Source organism: Corynebacterium sp. HMSC06G04, from assembly GCF_001807365.1.
GTDB classification, from domain to species: domain Bacteria; phylum Actinomycetota; class Actinomycetes; order Mycobacteriales; family Mycobacteriaceae; genus Corynebacterium; species Corynebacterium simulans.
Genome location: NZ_KV788616.1, coordinates 137,101 through 150,855 on the forward strand (window position 1 = coordinate 137,101; position 13,755 = coordinate 150,855).

The window sequence follows — 13,755 nt, forward strand, 5'->3', positions numbered from 1 at the left end:
AATGGCTAACACTGAAAACGCAAAGCGCACCCCAATCGGCAAGGACATCTCCTCCCGCCGTCGCGAAGCACGCGCACGCCGTCACTTCCGCATCCGTAAGACCCTGCGCGGCACCCCTGAGGCACCGCGTCTGGTCGTTCACCGCTCTTCCCGCCACATGCACGTCCAGGTCATCGACGACCTGGCTGGCCACACCTTGGTCGCAGCTTCCTCCATGGAAGCTGACGTTCGTGCGCTCGAGGGCGACAAGAAGGCAAAGGCCGCAAAGGTTGGCGCCTTGATCGCTGAGCGCGCCAAGGCTGCTGGCATCGAGGCAGTTGTCTTCGACCGTGCTGGCTACAAGTACCACGGTCGCGTTGCCGCTCTCGCAGAGGCAGCTCGTGAAGGTGGTCTGAAGTTCTAATGATCATGGCAAACGGAAACATCAACGGAAGGAACGCCTAATGTCGGACCGTGAAAAGCGTGACGGCGGACGCTCCGCCGAGAACGGTCGTAATAACGACCGCAACAATGGCGGTCGTCGCAACGATCGTCGTAATCAGCAGGACAACGAGCGCGATAAGTACATCGAGCGCGTAGTCACCATCAATCGCGTCTCCAAGACGGTTAAGGGTGGCCGCAACATGTCCTTCACCGCTCTCGTCGTCGTTGGCGATGGCCAGGGCATGGTTGGCGTTGGCTACGGCAAGGCTAAGGAAGTCCCTGCCGCAATTCAGAAGGGTGCAGAAGAGGCTCGCAAGAACTTCTTCCGTGTCCCGATGATCGCCGGCACCATCACCCACCCGGTCGAGGGTCGCGACGCAGCTGGCATCGTCATGATGAAGCCTGCCGCACCTGGTACCGGTGTTATTGCCGGTGGTGCTGCACGTCCGGTGCTCGAGTGCGCTGGTGTGCAGGACATCCTGTCGAAGTCCCTCGGCTCCGACAACGCCCTCAACGTCGTCCGCGCTACCGTGGACGGCCTCAAGCAGCTGGTTCGCCCTGAAGAGGTTGCCGCACGTCGTGGCAAGTCCCTCGAAGAGGTTGCTCCGGCCCAGATGCTGCGTAAGCGCGCAGGTCAGGAGGCATAAGCAATGGCTCTGAAGATTACTCAGGTAAAGGGCCTGGTGGGTACCAAGCCGAATCACCGCAAGAACATTGAGGCTCTCGGCCTCAAGAAGATCGGCCAGTCTGTTGTAAAGCAGGACACCCCGATCATCCGCGGCATGGTTCAGAAGGTACGCCACCTGGTCACCGTCGAAGAAGTGGCAGGGGAGTAAACCATGGCTGATATCATCAAGCTGCACGACCTGCGCCCATCCGCAGGAGCAAACAAGCCTAAGACCCGCGTCGGCCGCGGTGAGGCTTCCAAGGGTAAGACCGCTGGTCGCGGTACCAAGGGCACCAAGGCTCGTAAGCAGGTTTCCGCTGCTTTCGAGGGTGGCCAGATGCCGATCCACATGCGTCTGCCGAAGCTGAAGGGCTTCAAGAACCCGAACCACGTTGAGTACCAAGTAGTCAACGTTGCAGACCTCGCAGAGGCATTCGCAAACGGTGGCGACGTCACCGTTGCAGATCTCGTCTCCGCAGGCCTGGTTCGTAAGAACCAGCCGGTCAAGGTTCTGGGCAACGGCGACATCAACGTCAAGCTGAATGTCACCGCTGACAAGTTCTCTAAGTCCGCTGTTGAGAAGATTGAGGCTGCTGGCGGCACCGCCACCGCAACCAAGTAATCAACTGCGTTACTTAAAGCATTAAAGCGCCCGCTTTCCCGAGTGATCGGGAGGCGGGCGCTTTCCTTATTAGTTGGCTGGCAATCCTTACCTTAAATGTGGCTAAATAGCGCGTGGCTGGTAGGCTTGCATGGTCATAAGTGTTCAACCTTCCCCATGTTAGGGGACAGATGAGTTCCACCTCCGAGCGTTGTCACCTATTTTCCCTTAAATGTTGATAGCGCCGGAAGGCCAGGAGGATTTTGTAGTGTCCGCCATTTTGCAGGCTTTTAAGGACGCCGACCTGCGTAAGAAGATCATCTTCACTATCTTGATGATTATTGCTTACCGCATTGGCGCCCAGATTCCATCCCCGGGCGTTGATTACGCTTCGATCTCCGGTCGTTTGCGTTCTCTGACGGAGGAGTCCGGCAATCTGTATTCCGTGATTAACCTGTTTTCAGGTGGCGCGCTTTTGCAGTTGTCTATCTTCGCCATCGGCATCATGCCGTATATTACGGCTTCGATCATCGTCCAGCTGCTGACCGTTGTCATCCCGCATTTTGAGCAGCTGAAGAAGGAAGGCCAGTCCGGTCAGGCCAAGATGACGCAGTACACGCGTTACCTCACGCTCGCGCTGGCGTTGCTGCAGTCTTCTGGCATCGTGGCCCTGGCGGACCGCGAGCAGCTGCTGGGCCAGGGCGTACCGGTTCTGGCTGAAGACCGTAACTTCTTTACCCTTATCGTTTTGGTCATCACCATGACCGCGGGCGCCATCCTCGTTATGTGGATGGGCGAGCTCATTACTGAAAAGGGCATCGGCAACGGCATGTCCCTGATGATCTTCGCCGGCATTGCAACGCGCTTGCCAACCGACGGCGTGGGCATCATGCAGAACAACGGCGGTCTGGTCTTCGCCATGGTCGCTGCGGGTCTTGTCGTGTTGGTCGTTGGCATTACCTTTATCGAGCAGGGCCAGCGCCGCATCCCAGTGCAGTACGCAAAGCGCATGGTTGGTCGCCGCCAGTATGGTGGTTCCTCTACCTACCTGCCGCTGAAGGTCAACCAGGCCGGCGTTATCCCGGTTATCTTTGCGTCCTCGCTTATCTATATGCCGGTGCTTATCACCCAGATCGTTAACTCTGGTTCCGGTAACGTGCCGGATAACTGGTGGCAGCGTAACGTGATTGCGCACCTGCAGTCCCCGAGCTCCTGGCAGTACATCGTCTTGTACTTCGTGCTGACCATCTTCTTCTCTTACTTCTATGTCTCGGTGCAGTATGACCCTGCCGAGCAGGCAGACAACATGAAGAAGTATGGTGGTTTCATCCCGGGTATTCGTCCGGGCCGCCCAACCGCACAGTACCTCGGCTTCGTAATGAACCGTCTGCTGTTCGTAGGCTCCCTATACCTTGCGTTGATCGCTATTCTGCCGAATATCCTGCTGGATCTCGGCGTTGGCCATTCTTCCGCAAACGGCACCTCCGCTTTCGGCGGTACCGCTATTCTGATTATGGTCTCGGTTGCTCTGACTACCGTCAAGCAGATTGAGTCCCAGCTCCTACAATCCAACTACGAAGGACTTCTCAAGTAATGCGTTACGTACTCCTCGGCCCTCCCGGTGCCGGCAAAGGCACCCAAGCAGCAATCCTGAGCGAGAAGCTGTCTGTTCCGCACATCTCCACCGGTGACCTGTTCCGCGCCAACATTGGTGAGGGCACCCCGCTGGGCGTTGAGGCAAAGTCCTACATTGATGCCGGCAAGCTCGTTCCGACCGACGTCACCGCGAGCATGGTTGAAGATCGCCTTAACCAGGACGACGCTGCAAACGGCTTCCTGCTGGACGGCTTCCCACGCACCGTGGAGCAGGCTGGCATTCTGGCCGAGCTGCTCGAGAAGAAGGGCGTCAAGCTCGACGGAGTTATCAACTTCGAGGTTTCCGAGGACGTCGTCGTCGAGCGCATGCTGGCCCGTGGCCGCGCTGATGACAACGAGGAGACCATCCGCACCCGACTCGGCGTCTACCGCGACGAGACTTTCCCGCTCATCCAGCACTACGGCGATGAAATCATCAACGTCAAGGCTGAGGGCACCGTTGAGGAAATCAACGAGCGTACCCTGAAGGCTATGGGCAAGTAATACGCCATGGGATTTAGACGCCGCAGCAAAACCATTCCCGCACGCACCCCAGGTGAACTGGACGCGATGCAGGCCGCCGGAGAAATCGTCGGCAAAGCATTGCAAGCCGTGCGCGCCGCTGCGGCGTCTGGCGTATCTACGCTCGAGCTCGATGAAGTAGCCGAGCAAACAATCAGGGACTTGGGCGCTACCCCTACCTTCAAGGGATACGAGGGCTTCCCGGGTTCCATATGTGCCTCCGTCAACGATGTCATCGTGCACGGCATTCCGGGCAAAGACATCGTGTTGGCGGAAGGTGACTTGGTCTCCATCGACTGCGGCGCAACGCTCGACGGTTGGGTAGGAGACAGCGCGTGGACCTTCGGCGTGGGCAAGCTGGCCCCCGAAGCAACCGCGCTTAACGACGCCACGGCATGGGTTTTGGCTGAAGGGCTCAAGGCGATGGTCCCGGGCAACCGCTTGACGGATGTTTCGCACGCTCTTGAGCAAGCAACCTACCGCGCTGAAGATAAGTTCGGCGTTGATCTTTTCATTGTGGATGGCTACGGCGGCCACGGCATTGGCCACACCATGCACGAAGAACCTTATCTCGCGAACGAAGGAAAGCCGGGCCGCGGTCCGCTCATTCAAGAAGGTTCCGTTCTCGCGATTGAGCCGATGCTTACCCTGGGTACGGAAGATAACGCCGTGCTTGACGACGATTGGACTGTGGTCACCCTTGACGGCAGCCTCGCCGCTCACTGGGAACACACCGTAGCCGCGACCGCTAACGGCCCGCGAATCCTTACTCGTCGCTATTAGCTGAAAATCACGGGGGAGGACTGGGGTCGCGTCGAGTATGCGGATTCCACGTGAGGGTCTATACTCGTTGCCATGTCTAAACTTCGCCCCCGCAACGTGTCCTCTAAGGCACGTCGTGCCCTAGTTGCCCCTATGACCGCCGGCGTCATGACCGTCTCCGTCTTGGCAGGCGCCCCAGCTGCTTCCGCACAGACCGTTCCTTCCATCGAGTCCATGAGCTCCGATGCGCAGGCACAGATTGATGCCCTGACCGCGGACGCCCGCGCACAGATCGATAACTTCGTCGGTCAGTCCCGCGAGCAGGCTTGGAACACGCGTAATCAGATTCTCGATCAGGTCAAGGTTTTAAACCCTGCTGCGGCAGATGCTATTCAGCCGGCTGTTGACGCTGCAGTCAACGCTATCTTCCCAGGCCTGATTGACCAAAAGAACGCGGAAGCACGTGCGGCACGTGAGGCGCAGGAGCGTGCGCACGCAGAGCAGGTTGCACGCGAACATGCTGCGGCTGAGGCGGCTGCACGTGAGGCCGAAGCACAGCGCAAGCGCAACGAGTTTGACCGCGGCCCTTGCCCGGCGGATGCACGCGTCTGCGTTGACCTGAACGGCAAGCGCACCTGGCTGCAGGACAACGGCAACGTTTCTTACGTAGCATCTGCGATGTCTGCTGGCATGGCAGGTCAGGAAACCCCGCGCGGCACTTTCTACATCAACCGCAAGATCAAAGACGAGATCTCCCGCGAGTTCGGTAACGCGCCGATGCCTTATTCCATGTACTTCACCAACTCCGGCCACGCCTTCCACGAGGGTTCCCCGGCTTACGAGTCCAACGGCTGCATCCACCTGTCGCATCAGGATGCTGTTCGCTTCTGGAACGATGTGCCAGTCGGCTCCAAGGTTTTCATCTACTAAGCATCCAAAGCGCAGACGCTTTTAATCTCTTTCAAAGAGAATTCTCCCCGTGGAAGATAATTCCCCGGGGAGAATTTTTGCTTTATTGCCGCTTTGGCGCGTGTCTCTAAGAGTGCGCAGGTAGAGGAGTTTGTTTATTGCTCGCACGCAGCGTATGCTAAAGCGCTGGTGTATGTTTGCGGTCTTATTTACCGCGACGTCGCCAAGCAGTAGACACCAAACATGCAGGTGACACTCACTTGAAGTCACCTAGAAAAGTAGAGGTTATGGCTAAGGAAGGCGCAATCGAGGTCGAGGGTCGTATTATCGAGCCTTTGCCAAACGCAATGTTCCGCGTCGAGCTCGACAACGGACACAAAGTTCTTGCACACATTTCTGGCAAGATGCGTCAGCACTACATTCGCATCCTCCCAGAGGATCGCGTGGTTGTAGAGCTGTCCCCTTATGACCTAACCCGCGGACGCATCGTCTACCGCTACAAGTAAACACTGTAAGCCTCCTTACCCTCTGACATAGCGGCGCTATGTCTAGCCCACCTCAGGCTGCGATGGCCTGAGCCCGCACTGGTAAGTAGCCCACAGATCCGGCATCGGCCCGGGCGAAGTGCTGCATGGAGCGGGGCGGATAGGGAGAAAACCATCGTAACAACCCGAAAGGACACGCCACATGGCACGTCTAGCTGGTGTTGACCTTCCACGCAACAAGCGTATGGAGGTCGCTCTCACCTACATCTACGGCATCGGTCCAACCCGTGCCAAGGAATTGCTGGAAAAGACTGGCATTTCTCCTGACCTGCGCACCGACAACCTCGACGATGATCAGCTGTCGGCGCTGCGTGACGTAATCGAAGCTACCTGGAAGGTCGAGGGTGACCTCCGCCGCCAGGTTCAGGCTGACATCCGTCGCAAGATTGAAATTGGTTGCTACCAGGGCATTCGCCACCGTCGTGGCCTGCCGGTTCGTGGTCAGCGCACCAAGACCAACGCTCGTACCCGCAAGGGCCCGAAGAAGACGATCGCAGGAAAGAAGAAGTAATTCATGCCTCCAAAGACTCGCTCCGGCGCGCGTCGTACTGGCCGTCGCGTCGTAAAGAAGAATGTGGCCGCAGGCCACGCTTACATCAAGTCCACCTTCAACAACACCATCGTGTCTATCACTGACCCGTCCGGTGCTGTTATCTCTTGGGCATCCTCCGGCCACGTTGGCTTCAAGGGTTCCCGTAAGTCCACTCCGTTCGCTGCACAAATGGCTGCTGAGAACGCTGCTCGTAAGGCAATGGAGCACGGCATGAAGAAGGTCGACGTATTTGTTAAGGGTCCGGGCTCCGGCCGCGAGACCGCCATCCGTTCCCTGCAGGCTGCAGGCCTCGAGGTTTCCTCGATCACGGATGCAACCCCACAGCCGCACAACGGCTGCCGTCCAACCAAGCGCCGCAAGGTTTAAGGGAAAGGAAGAGGTAAGAAAATGGCTCGTTACACTGGCCCCGCTACCCGCGTATCCCGCCGTCTGCGCGTCGACTTGGTCGGCGGCGACATGGCATTCGAGCGCCGCCCGTACCCACCGGGACAAGCTGGCCGCAACCGCATCAAGGAATCCGAGTACTTGCTGCAGCTGCAGGAGAAGCAGAAGGCTAAGTACACCTACGGTGTTCTTGAGCGTCAGTTCCGTCGTTACTACGCCGAGGCTAACCGCCGCCCGGGCAAGACCGGTGACAACCTGGTCGTTCTGCTCGAGTCCCGCCTCGACAACGTCGTCTACCGCGCTGGCCTGGCAAACACCCGTCGCCAGGCTCGCCAGCTTGTCTCCCACGGTCACTTCACCGTGAACGGCAAGAAGATCAACGTTCCTTCCTTCCAGGTTTCGCAGTACGACATCATCGATGTTCGTGAGCGTTCCCAGAAGATGGAATGGTTCGAAGACGCTCAGGACCGCCTGGTCGATGCCAACGTACCGGCATGGCTGCAGGTTGTTCCTGAGACCCTGCGCATCCTCGTGCACCAGCTGCCCGAGCGCGCTCAGATCGACGTTCCGCTGCAGGAGCAGCTCATCGTCGAGCTTTACTCGAAGTAAACTTAGTAACCGAGTGCCCCGTTTGTGGCATTCGGAGAAGAGTGAATCTTCGAAACCTCAATCTTTACCCCTTCTACCGACGTCAAATAGCGGGCGTCGACAAGGAGATATTCAATGCTCATTTCCCAGCGTCCTCAGCTCACCGAGGAATTCATCGAGCCGTCTCGTTCCAAGTTCGTCATCGAACCGCTCGAGCCGGGCTTTGGTTACACCCTCGGTAACTCCCTTCGTCGTACCCTGCTGTCCTCCATCCCGGGTGCAGCAGTAACTTCCATCAAGATCGATGGTGTTCTCCACGAGTTCACCACCATCAACGGTGTGAAGGAAGACGTCTCTGAGATCATCCTCAACATCAAGGGCTTGGTTCTGTCCTCCGACTCTGACGAGCCGGTTGTTATGTACCTGAGCAAGGAAGGCCCAGGTGTTGTTACCGCGGGCGATATCCAGCCGCCGGCTGGCGTGGAGATCCACAACCCGGATCTGCACATCGCATCCCTGAACGACACCGCCAAGCTGGACATGGAGCTCGTCGTCGAGCGTGGCCGCGGCTACGTTCCAGCAGCACCGACCTCTGGTGAAATCGGACGCATTCCGGTTGACCAGATTTACTCCCCGGTTCTGCAGGTCTCTTACAAGGTCGAGGCAACTCGTGTTGAGCAGCGCACCGACTTTGACAAGCTGATCATCGACGTCGAAACCAAGAACTCGATTTCTGCCCGCGACGCCCTGGCTTCCGCCGGCGGCACCCTGGTCGAACTCTTCGGCCTGGCTCGCGAGCTGAACAATGCTGCTGAGGGCATCGAGATTGGCCCGTCCCCGCAGGAGACGGAGTACATCGCGGCCTACAGCATGCCTATCGAGGACCTGAACTTCTCCGTTCGTTCCTACAACTGCCTGAAGCGTCAGGAGATCCACACCGTTGGTGAGCTCGCAGAGTGCACCGAGTCGGACCTGCTGGATATCCGCAACTTCGGCCAGAAGTCGATTAACGAGGTAAAGATCAAGCTGGCTAACCTGGGCCTGGCTCTCAAGGACACCCCTGAGGACTTCGACCCAACCCAGCTTGAGGGTTACGACGCAGAAACCGGTGACTTCAAGGATCCGTCTGCGGACGATTCCGAGTAAAGCACCACACTGACCTGCGGCCCGAGCTTATGCTCGCCGCGCGCTCACTTTATCCGCACACGAGGAGTACATAATGCCAACCCCTAAGAAGGGTGCCCGTCTCGGCGGCTCCGCTACCCAGCAGGCTCACCTGCTGAGCAACCTGGCTGCTAGCCTGTTCGAGCACGGCGCAATCAAGACCACCGATGCTAAGGCGAAGATGCTTCGTCCTTACGCTGAGAAGATCATCACCAAGGCTAAGTCCGGCACCCTTGCTGACCGCCGCGCAGTGCTGAAGCTCATCCCGCACAAGGATGTTGTTGCGCACCTGTTCGACGAGCTGGGCCCGAAGTTCGAAGGCCGTGAGGGCGGCTACACCCGCACCATCAAGCTGGAGAACCGTACCGGCGACAACGCCCCGATGTCCCAGATCTCCCTCGTTCTCGAGGAGACGGTGACCTCCGAGGCAACCCGCGCTACCCGCGCAGCTGCTTCCAAGCAGGCTGAAGAGGCTAAGGTCGAGGAGACCAAGGCTGAAGAGGCTGAGGAAGCAAAGGCAGAGGCAACCGAGGCAGAGGTCGAGGAGACCGCTGCTGAGGAGTCCGAGGAGAAGTAAACTTCTCTCGCCTTAACTAGGCCGCAGTACCACCTTAGGTGGGGCTGCGGCCTTTTGTTATGCTTTCTGGGCTATATGACCCCGACCTGAACGTATACTCTATGACCCCGCTGTTTACTGTGCTGTACGTAATCGGCATCGTCTCCGAGGCGATGACCGCTGCGCTGTCCGCTGGCCGGCAAAAGATGGATCTGTTTGGCGTCATCATGTTGGGCGCTGTCACCGCATTGGGCGGCGGCACGATCCGCGACATGGTGCTGGGCGCCTACCCGTTGACGTGGGTGGCGGAACCGCGGTTCCTCTTGGCCGTGGTGGCCGCCGCCGTCGCCACGGTTTACATGTCCTTCCTCATGCACTATTTCCGGCATGTATTCTTGGCTCTCGACGCCCTAGGTCTTGCGGTATTCAGCGTCCTTGGCGCTCAGAAGGCCTTGGAACATGGCCATGGGTTGGTTATCGCTGCCGTGGCTGCGGTGCTGACCGGTGTCTTTGGCGGTATTTTGCGTGACTTGTTGTCCGACCGTATCCCGCTGGTCTTGTCCGCGGAGCTGTACGCCTCCATTTCTGTTCTTGCAGCCTTTTCTTATGCGGGATTGATGGAGCTGGGGCTCAGCGCCGAGGTCGCTGGCGTCGTGACGGTATGCCTGGCGCTGGCGCTGCGCGTGGCCGCGATTTACTTCGGATGGTCGCTGCCGGTGTTTGAATACCGGGGAGCCGAACAACCCATGGACCCGCGCCTGCGCTTGTCTGCCCGCATTGTTCGGGATGGCGCCCGCAAGGCCAAGCGCAAAGCCGGCCAGGCCAAGGAGAATCTAAAGCACCCCAAGCGGGCTGGCTATGCCGCTTTGAGCAAGCTCGGCGTGAGCAAGAGCGCGAAGGGCCAGCGCGCGTCCCAGGATTGGGAACTCAATCGCGAGTGGAATGCCAACGACTAGGTAGGATCAGCATCCATGACTAACGTTCGCCTTCGCCTAGACCTGGCCTACGACGGCACGGATTTTCATGGCTGGGCCCGCCAGAAGGGCGAGCTGCGTACGGTGCAGCAGGTTCTCGAAGACAATCTTTCGATGATCCTGCGCCATGAGGTCGAACTGACCGTGGCAGGGCGCACGGATGCCGGTGTGCATGCGGCAGGCCAGGTCGCGCACTTCGACATTCCAGCTAGTGCACTCGAGCAGCGATCGATTGATGGGGACCCGGTAAAGCTCGTGCGTCGCCTAGCGAAGCTCCTTCCGGAAGACGTTCGCGTACATGACTGCCAGCAAGCACCAGAGGGCTTTGACGCGCGCTTTTCGGCCCTTGAGCGCCACTACGTTTACCGCATCACGACGCATCCGCGCGGGGCATTGCCGACGCGCGCCCGCGACACTGCGGTCTGGCCGAAGGCGGTGGACATCGAGGCAATGCAGCAAGCCGCGGAGCAGTTAGTTGGCTTGCATGACTTCGCCGCCTTTTGTAAGGCAAAGCCGCATGCCACGACAATTCGCGACCTTTTGTCTTTTGAGTGGGTCGATGTATCTACCCCGAGCGAGCCGCAGCTTTATGAAGCCCGCGTGGGCGCCGACGCCTTTTGCTGGTCGATGGTTCGCTCACTCGTGGGTTGCTGCTTGCGGGTAGGCGAGGGCTCCCGGGGAATCGACTTTGCTGCGGAGATGCTCGCTTTGAACTCCCGTTCTTCCCACATTCCGCTAGCGCCGGCAAAGGGGCTGAGCCTGATCCAGGTGGACTATCCGGCAGATGCTGATTTGGCGGCGCGCGCTGCGCAGACCCGTGACCGTCGCACTGCGGATGAGCTTTCGCTGGGTTAAGCTAACGCGTGGAATGACAAAACTAGGGCAGTAGGGGTGCTGCCTTGTTTGAGGGGGGAAATTCTGCATGTCACGTCCAATGCCGACGACGAAAGCACAGGTATCCGGGCATAAATTTTTGCAGCGCCGCGTGGAGCATGGCCTGGTACTTGGCGATATTCGCATGATTCATGATCCTTTAGCGAGCCGGCGCCGCGCCCTCATCTTTGGGATCATCGCAGTGTCGTTTCTGGCTATTGGTTCGGGAATGCTCGCGTGGCTCCAGCCCAATCCCAATCCGGGCGATGCACCCATCGTGCGCTCGCAGGAAGGCCAGCTTTTCGTTCTGGTTAATGAGTCCTATCATCCGGTGAGCAATTTGGCCTCCGCGCGCCTTATCGCGGGAGAGCCGGCGGCGCCCCAGGCCATGGGCAATGAGTTCTTGAGCAATGCGCGGCTTGGCACTCCGCTAGGAATTGCCGATGCCCCAGATTACTTGGCCGATCCTGCAACCCCGGCACAAGGCTGGGCGGCCTGTTATGCGGCCGCAGCTGACGAGGACAAAGAGAATCCCACCACGATTGATGGGGAAGGCAGCCGGCCCGGGGAGACTGTGGTACTGGCCAACGCCAAGGTTGAGCACCTCCGCAGTGCGGAGGCGGCGTTGGTTTCCACAGGTGGCAAGGAATGGCTATTGACTTCGGCAGGGCGCGTAGAGCTGCCTTCTGCTGCCTCGACGCAGGGCCGCGTGCTACGCCGCGGCATTGGCGTGCGCGATGATTCCTATGTGTGGCAGATCCCGGAGGATCTGCTGAATGCCTACGCGGAGCTTCCGCCGCTGCGCTTTCCTGAGCAAACCCCGCAGATTTTAGACACCGGCGATGATCTGTGGGTGCGCGTAGGCGCAGGCGATGAGCAGAGCGTGGCCTCGATTACTCCTACGCAGGCAGAGATGCTGGCAGGCATGGGCGCCTCGCGCGAATCGGTCGATGGCGCCGAAGTCGCCGCGCTTTCCGACGCCGCGTTACCCTTCAACCTGCCCGCCAATTCATATGATTTCCTGTCTCCAGGTCGTGGTTGGCTCTGCGCGGATGAGCTGGGCGCAACGGTCTTGAGCCCCGCGGTTGAGGCAACTGTCTCTATTGCCGGCAAGGCCACTGCTGATCGGTTCGCTGGCTTGGAAGCCGGCGGGGTAGGAGTAGACAGCGGTCACGGTTTCCATGTGGTTTCGGCGACGGGTATCAGGCACTCTGTGGCACAAGGTGCACTGGTCGAAGCGCTGGGCACGACCACGCAGGCAAAAGTCCCGTGGGAAATCTTGCGGTTGCTGCCGGAGGGCTCTCCTCTAGACCGCGAAAGCGCCTTGGCGAGCCAGGGCAGCGATGAGGGAACCGAGTAGAGCGCCGGCTTTTAATTCCTAGTGCTGCTTGGCGCGCCGTAGCGTTGCGGCGATCACGCCAGCAAGGCCGAGCAGGCCAAGCAAAGTCATAAGCCGGGTTGGTGCCTGGCTGCGATGCACGGCAGCTGGATAGACGGTGACTGTCTTTTCTTCGTCTTCTGCCTCAGCGTTTTTGTCATTGTCTTGTGCCCGGTGAAAGGTAAGGGCTTGCAGCGGATCGATGAAGCCGTGGCCTGGCTCGGCGGCGGCATAGATACGCTCGCGCAGCTGTGCCGCTGAATCGTGCGGATAGCGTTGGGCGAGTAGCGCCACGGTTCCCGTGACCACTGGCGCTGCAAAAGAAGTACCGTGGAACTCAGCAGCCTGCTTGCCGTCGGTGGTTTTGGCTTTTGCCCATTGATTACCCGGTGCTAGGGCGAGCGGGACGTGGCCTTCGGCGCTTAGCTCTGGCGCTCCATTGCGGGCAGGAATGGAATAGTCCGCGACCTCGTGCGCGGTAGAAAGCGCGCCCACTGCGAGAACGGTATCCGCTTGTGCTGGATAGACGGTGTCTTCCTTGGTGCATCCATCGGAAGAAGCATTGCCCGATGCCGCAACTATGACCGTTCCTTCGTGCTCTGCGCGTTGGAGCGCGGCGTTGAGATCGTGGGTGTCGACGCGGTCGGCGGCGTCGCTTGGAACGCAGGAAACCACCGAGATGTTAATGACCTTGGCCTGTTCATCCAAGGCGCGGTTTAATGCGGCGGCCAAAGTCTCCAGCGTGCCGGAGGTACTTTCTGAGTCAGCAGCGCGGTGCCGATAGTGCGCGCTGGTTTGCCGGATGGATAAAATCTCGGCCCGCGGCGCAATGCCGATGTCATAGCCTGCGATGACGCCTGCAACCGCGGTGCCATGTACATCGCAGTCCCGCAAAGGATCTGGTTCTTCGGGCGTGACAAAGTCATCCACGCCGCGCAAAGCGCGCAGCTGCGGGTGTGGGCTGACACCAGTATCGATGACGGCAACTTTGATTCCCTCGCCAGTGGCAAAGGAATGCAACCGCGCCCGATACGCGCTTTGCTCCGCTGAGGTATGCGGTGACTGCGCTGCCGCAATCGGCTGTGCACAGGCGACGTCGGGTTCACGCGCCGACGCTAGGGTCGGCGCGGTAAATGCAGAAATTGCTGCTGCCGAGGGAAATCCCGCTAGCAGTAATGCGGCGAGCCTTTTCTGGACGACTTTTGAGTTCACCATGTTGGG

Annotated in this window: 18 protein-coding genes; 17 read left to right on the forward strand and 1 reads right to left on the reverse strand. The window is 59.2% G+C overall.

Annotated elements, in window-relative coordinates:
- Window position 1 precedes the first annotated feature (1 nt).
- The 17 genes from rplR (at window position 2) to eccB (ending at window position 12,516) form a co-directional block, all read left to right on the forward strand.
- Window positions 2–403: a 50S ribosomal protein L18 gene (gene rplR / locus HMPREF3158_RS06690; RefSeq protein ID WP_061920549.1), complete on the forward strand. Its 402-nt coding sequence runs from the start codon at window positions 2–4 to the stop codon at window positions 401–403.
- 40 nt (window positions 404–443) lie between these two features.
- Window positions 444–1,070: a 30S ribosomal protein S5 gene (rpsE, locus tag HMPREF3158_RS06695; protein ID WP_005527787.1), complete on the forward strand. Its 627-nt coding sequence runs from the start codon at window positions 444–446 to the stop codon at window positions 1,068–1,070.
- Between the two features lie 3 nt (window positions 1,071–1,073).
- Entirely contained in the window at window positions 1,074–1,259 is a 186-nt protein-coding gene (gene rpmD, locus HMPREF3158_RS06700) for a 50S ribosomal protein L30 (RefSeq protein WP_061920551.1), read from the forward strand.
- Between the two features lie 3 nt (window positions 1,260–1,262).
- Entirely contained in the window at window positions 1,263–1,712 is a 450-nt protein-coding gene (rplO, locus tag HMPREF3158_RS06705; protein WP_061920553.1) for a 50S ribosomal protein L15, read from the forward strand.
- Window positions 1,713–1,959: 247 nt separating this feature from the next.
- The gene (gene secY / locus HMPREF3158_RS06710) at window positions 1,960–3,285 is read left to right on the forward strand and encodes a preprotein translocase subunit SecY (protein ID WP_062042257.1); all 1,326 of its coding nucleotides are present in this window, start codon (window positions 1,960–1,962) and stop codon (window positions 3,283–3,285) included.
- Entirely contained in the window at window positions 3,285–3,830 is a 546-nt protein-coding gene (locus HMPREF3158_RS06715) for an adenylate kinase (RefSeq protein WP_070497797.1), read from the forward strand. Before secY ends, HMPREF3158_RS06715 begins: the two co-directional genes overlap by 1 nt.
- Before the next feature lie 6 nt (window positions 3,831–3,836).
- Window positions 3,837–4,631, forward strand: a complete 795-nt coding sequence (gene map, locus HMPREF3158_RS06720; protein WP_061920561.1) for a type I methionyl aminopeptidase — start codon at window positions 3,837–3,839, stop codon at window positions 4,629–4,631.
- A gap of 72 nt (window positions 4,632–4,703) precedes the next feature.
- Window positions 4,704–5,540, forward strand: a complete 837-nt coding sequence (locus HMPREF3158_RS06725; protein WP_070456904.1) for a L,D-transpeptidase — start codon at window positions 4,704–4,706, stop codon at window positions 5,538–5,540.
- Between the two features lie 266 nt (window positions 5,541–5,806).
- Window positions 5,807–6,025 carry a translation initiation factor IF-1 gene (gene infA / locus HMPREF3158_RS06730; protein ID WP_004566852.1) on the forward strand — a complete coding sequence of 73 codons (219 nt, stop codon included), beginning with the start codon at window positions 5,807–5,809 and terminating at the stop codon, window positions 6,023–6,025.
- Window positions 6,026–6,206: 181 nt separating this feature from the next.
- A complete protein-coding gene (rpsM, locus tag HMPREF3158_RS06735) occupies window positions 6,207–6,575 on the forward strand; it encodes a 30S ribosomal protein S13 (RefSeq protein ID WP_034656519.1) in 369 nt (122 codons plus the stop codon).
- A gap of 3 nt (window positions 6,576–6,578) precedes the next feature.
- On the forward strand, window positions 6,579–6,983 hold the full coding sequence (gene rpsK, locus HMPREF3158_RS06740; protein ID WP_034656521.1) for a 30S ribosomal protein S11: 405 nt from the start codon (window positions 6,579–6,581) through the stop codon (window positions 6,981–6,983).
- Window positions 6,984–7,004: 21 nt separating this feature from the next.
- Window positions 7,005–7,610: a 30S ribosomal protein S4 gene (gene rpsD / locus HMPREF3158_RS06745; RefSeq protein WP_061920567.1), complete on the forward strand. Its 606-nt coding sequence runs from the start codon at window positions 7,005–7,007 to the stop codon at window positions 7,608–7,610.
- Window positions 7,611–7,724: 114 nt separating this feature from the next.
- The gene (locus HMPREF3158_RS06750) at window positions 7,725–8,735 is read left to right on the forward strand and encodes a DNA-directed RNA polymerase subunit alpha (RefSeq protein ID WP_061920569.1); all 1,011 of its coding nucleotides are present in this window, start codon (window positions 7,725–7,727) and stop codon (window positions 8,733–8,735) included.
- Between the two features lie 73 nt (window positions 8,736–8,808).
- Window positions 8,809–9,330, forward strand: coding sequence for a 50S ribosomal protein L17 (rplQ, locus tag HMPREF3158_RS06755; RefSeq protein ID WP_062035859.1), 522 nt, complete (start codon window positions 8,809–8,811; stop codon window positions 9,328–9,330).
- A gap of 101 nt (window positions 9,331–9,431) precedes the next feature.
- A complete protein-coding gene (locus tag HMPREF3158_RS06760; protein ID WP_070432570.1) occupies window positions 9,432–10,265 on the forward strand; it encodes a trimeric intracellular cation channel family protein in 834 nt (277 codons plus the stop codon).
- A 15-nt stretch (window positions 10,266–10,280) separates the two neighbouring features.
- On the forward strand, window positions 10,281–11,138 hold the full coding sequence (gene truA / locus HMPREF3158_RS06765) for a tRNA pseudouridine(38-40) synthase TruA (protein ID WP_070497799.1): 858 nt from the start codon (window positions 10,281–10,283) through the stop codon (window positions 11,136–11,138).
- Window positions 11,139–11,205: 67 nt separating this feature from the next.
- On the forward strand, window positions 11,206–12,516 hold the full coding sequence (eccB, locus tag HMPREF3158_RS06770; RefSeq protein WP_070497801.1) for a type VII secretion protein EccB: 1,311 nt from the start codon (window positions 11,206–11,208) through the stop codon (window positions 12,514–12,516).
- Window positions 12,517–12,534: 18 nt separating this feature from the next.
- Here eccB and HMPREF3158_RS06775 read toward each other — a convergent pair whose 3' ends face one another.
- Entirely contained in the window at window positions 12,535–13,749 is a 1,215-nt protein-coding gene (locus tag HMPREF3158_RS06775) for a S8 family serine peptidase (RefSeq protein WP_070497803.1), read from the reverse strand.
- Between the last annotated feature and the right edge of the window lie 6 nt (window positions 13,750–13,755).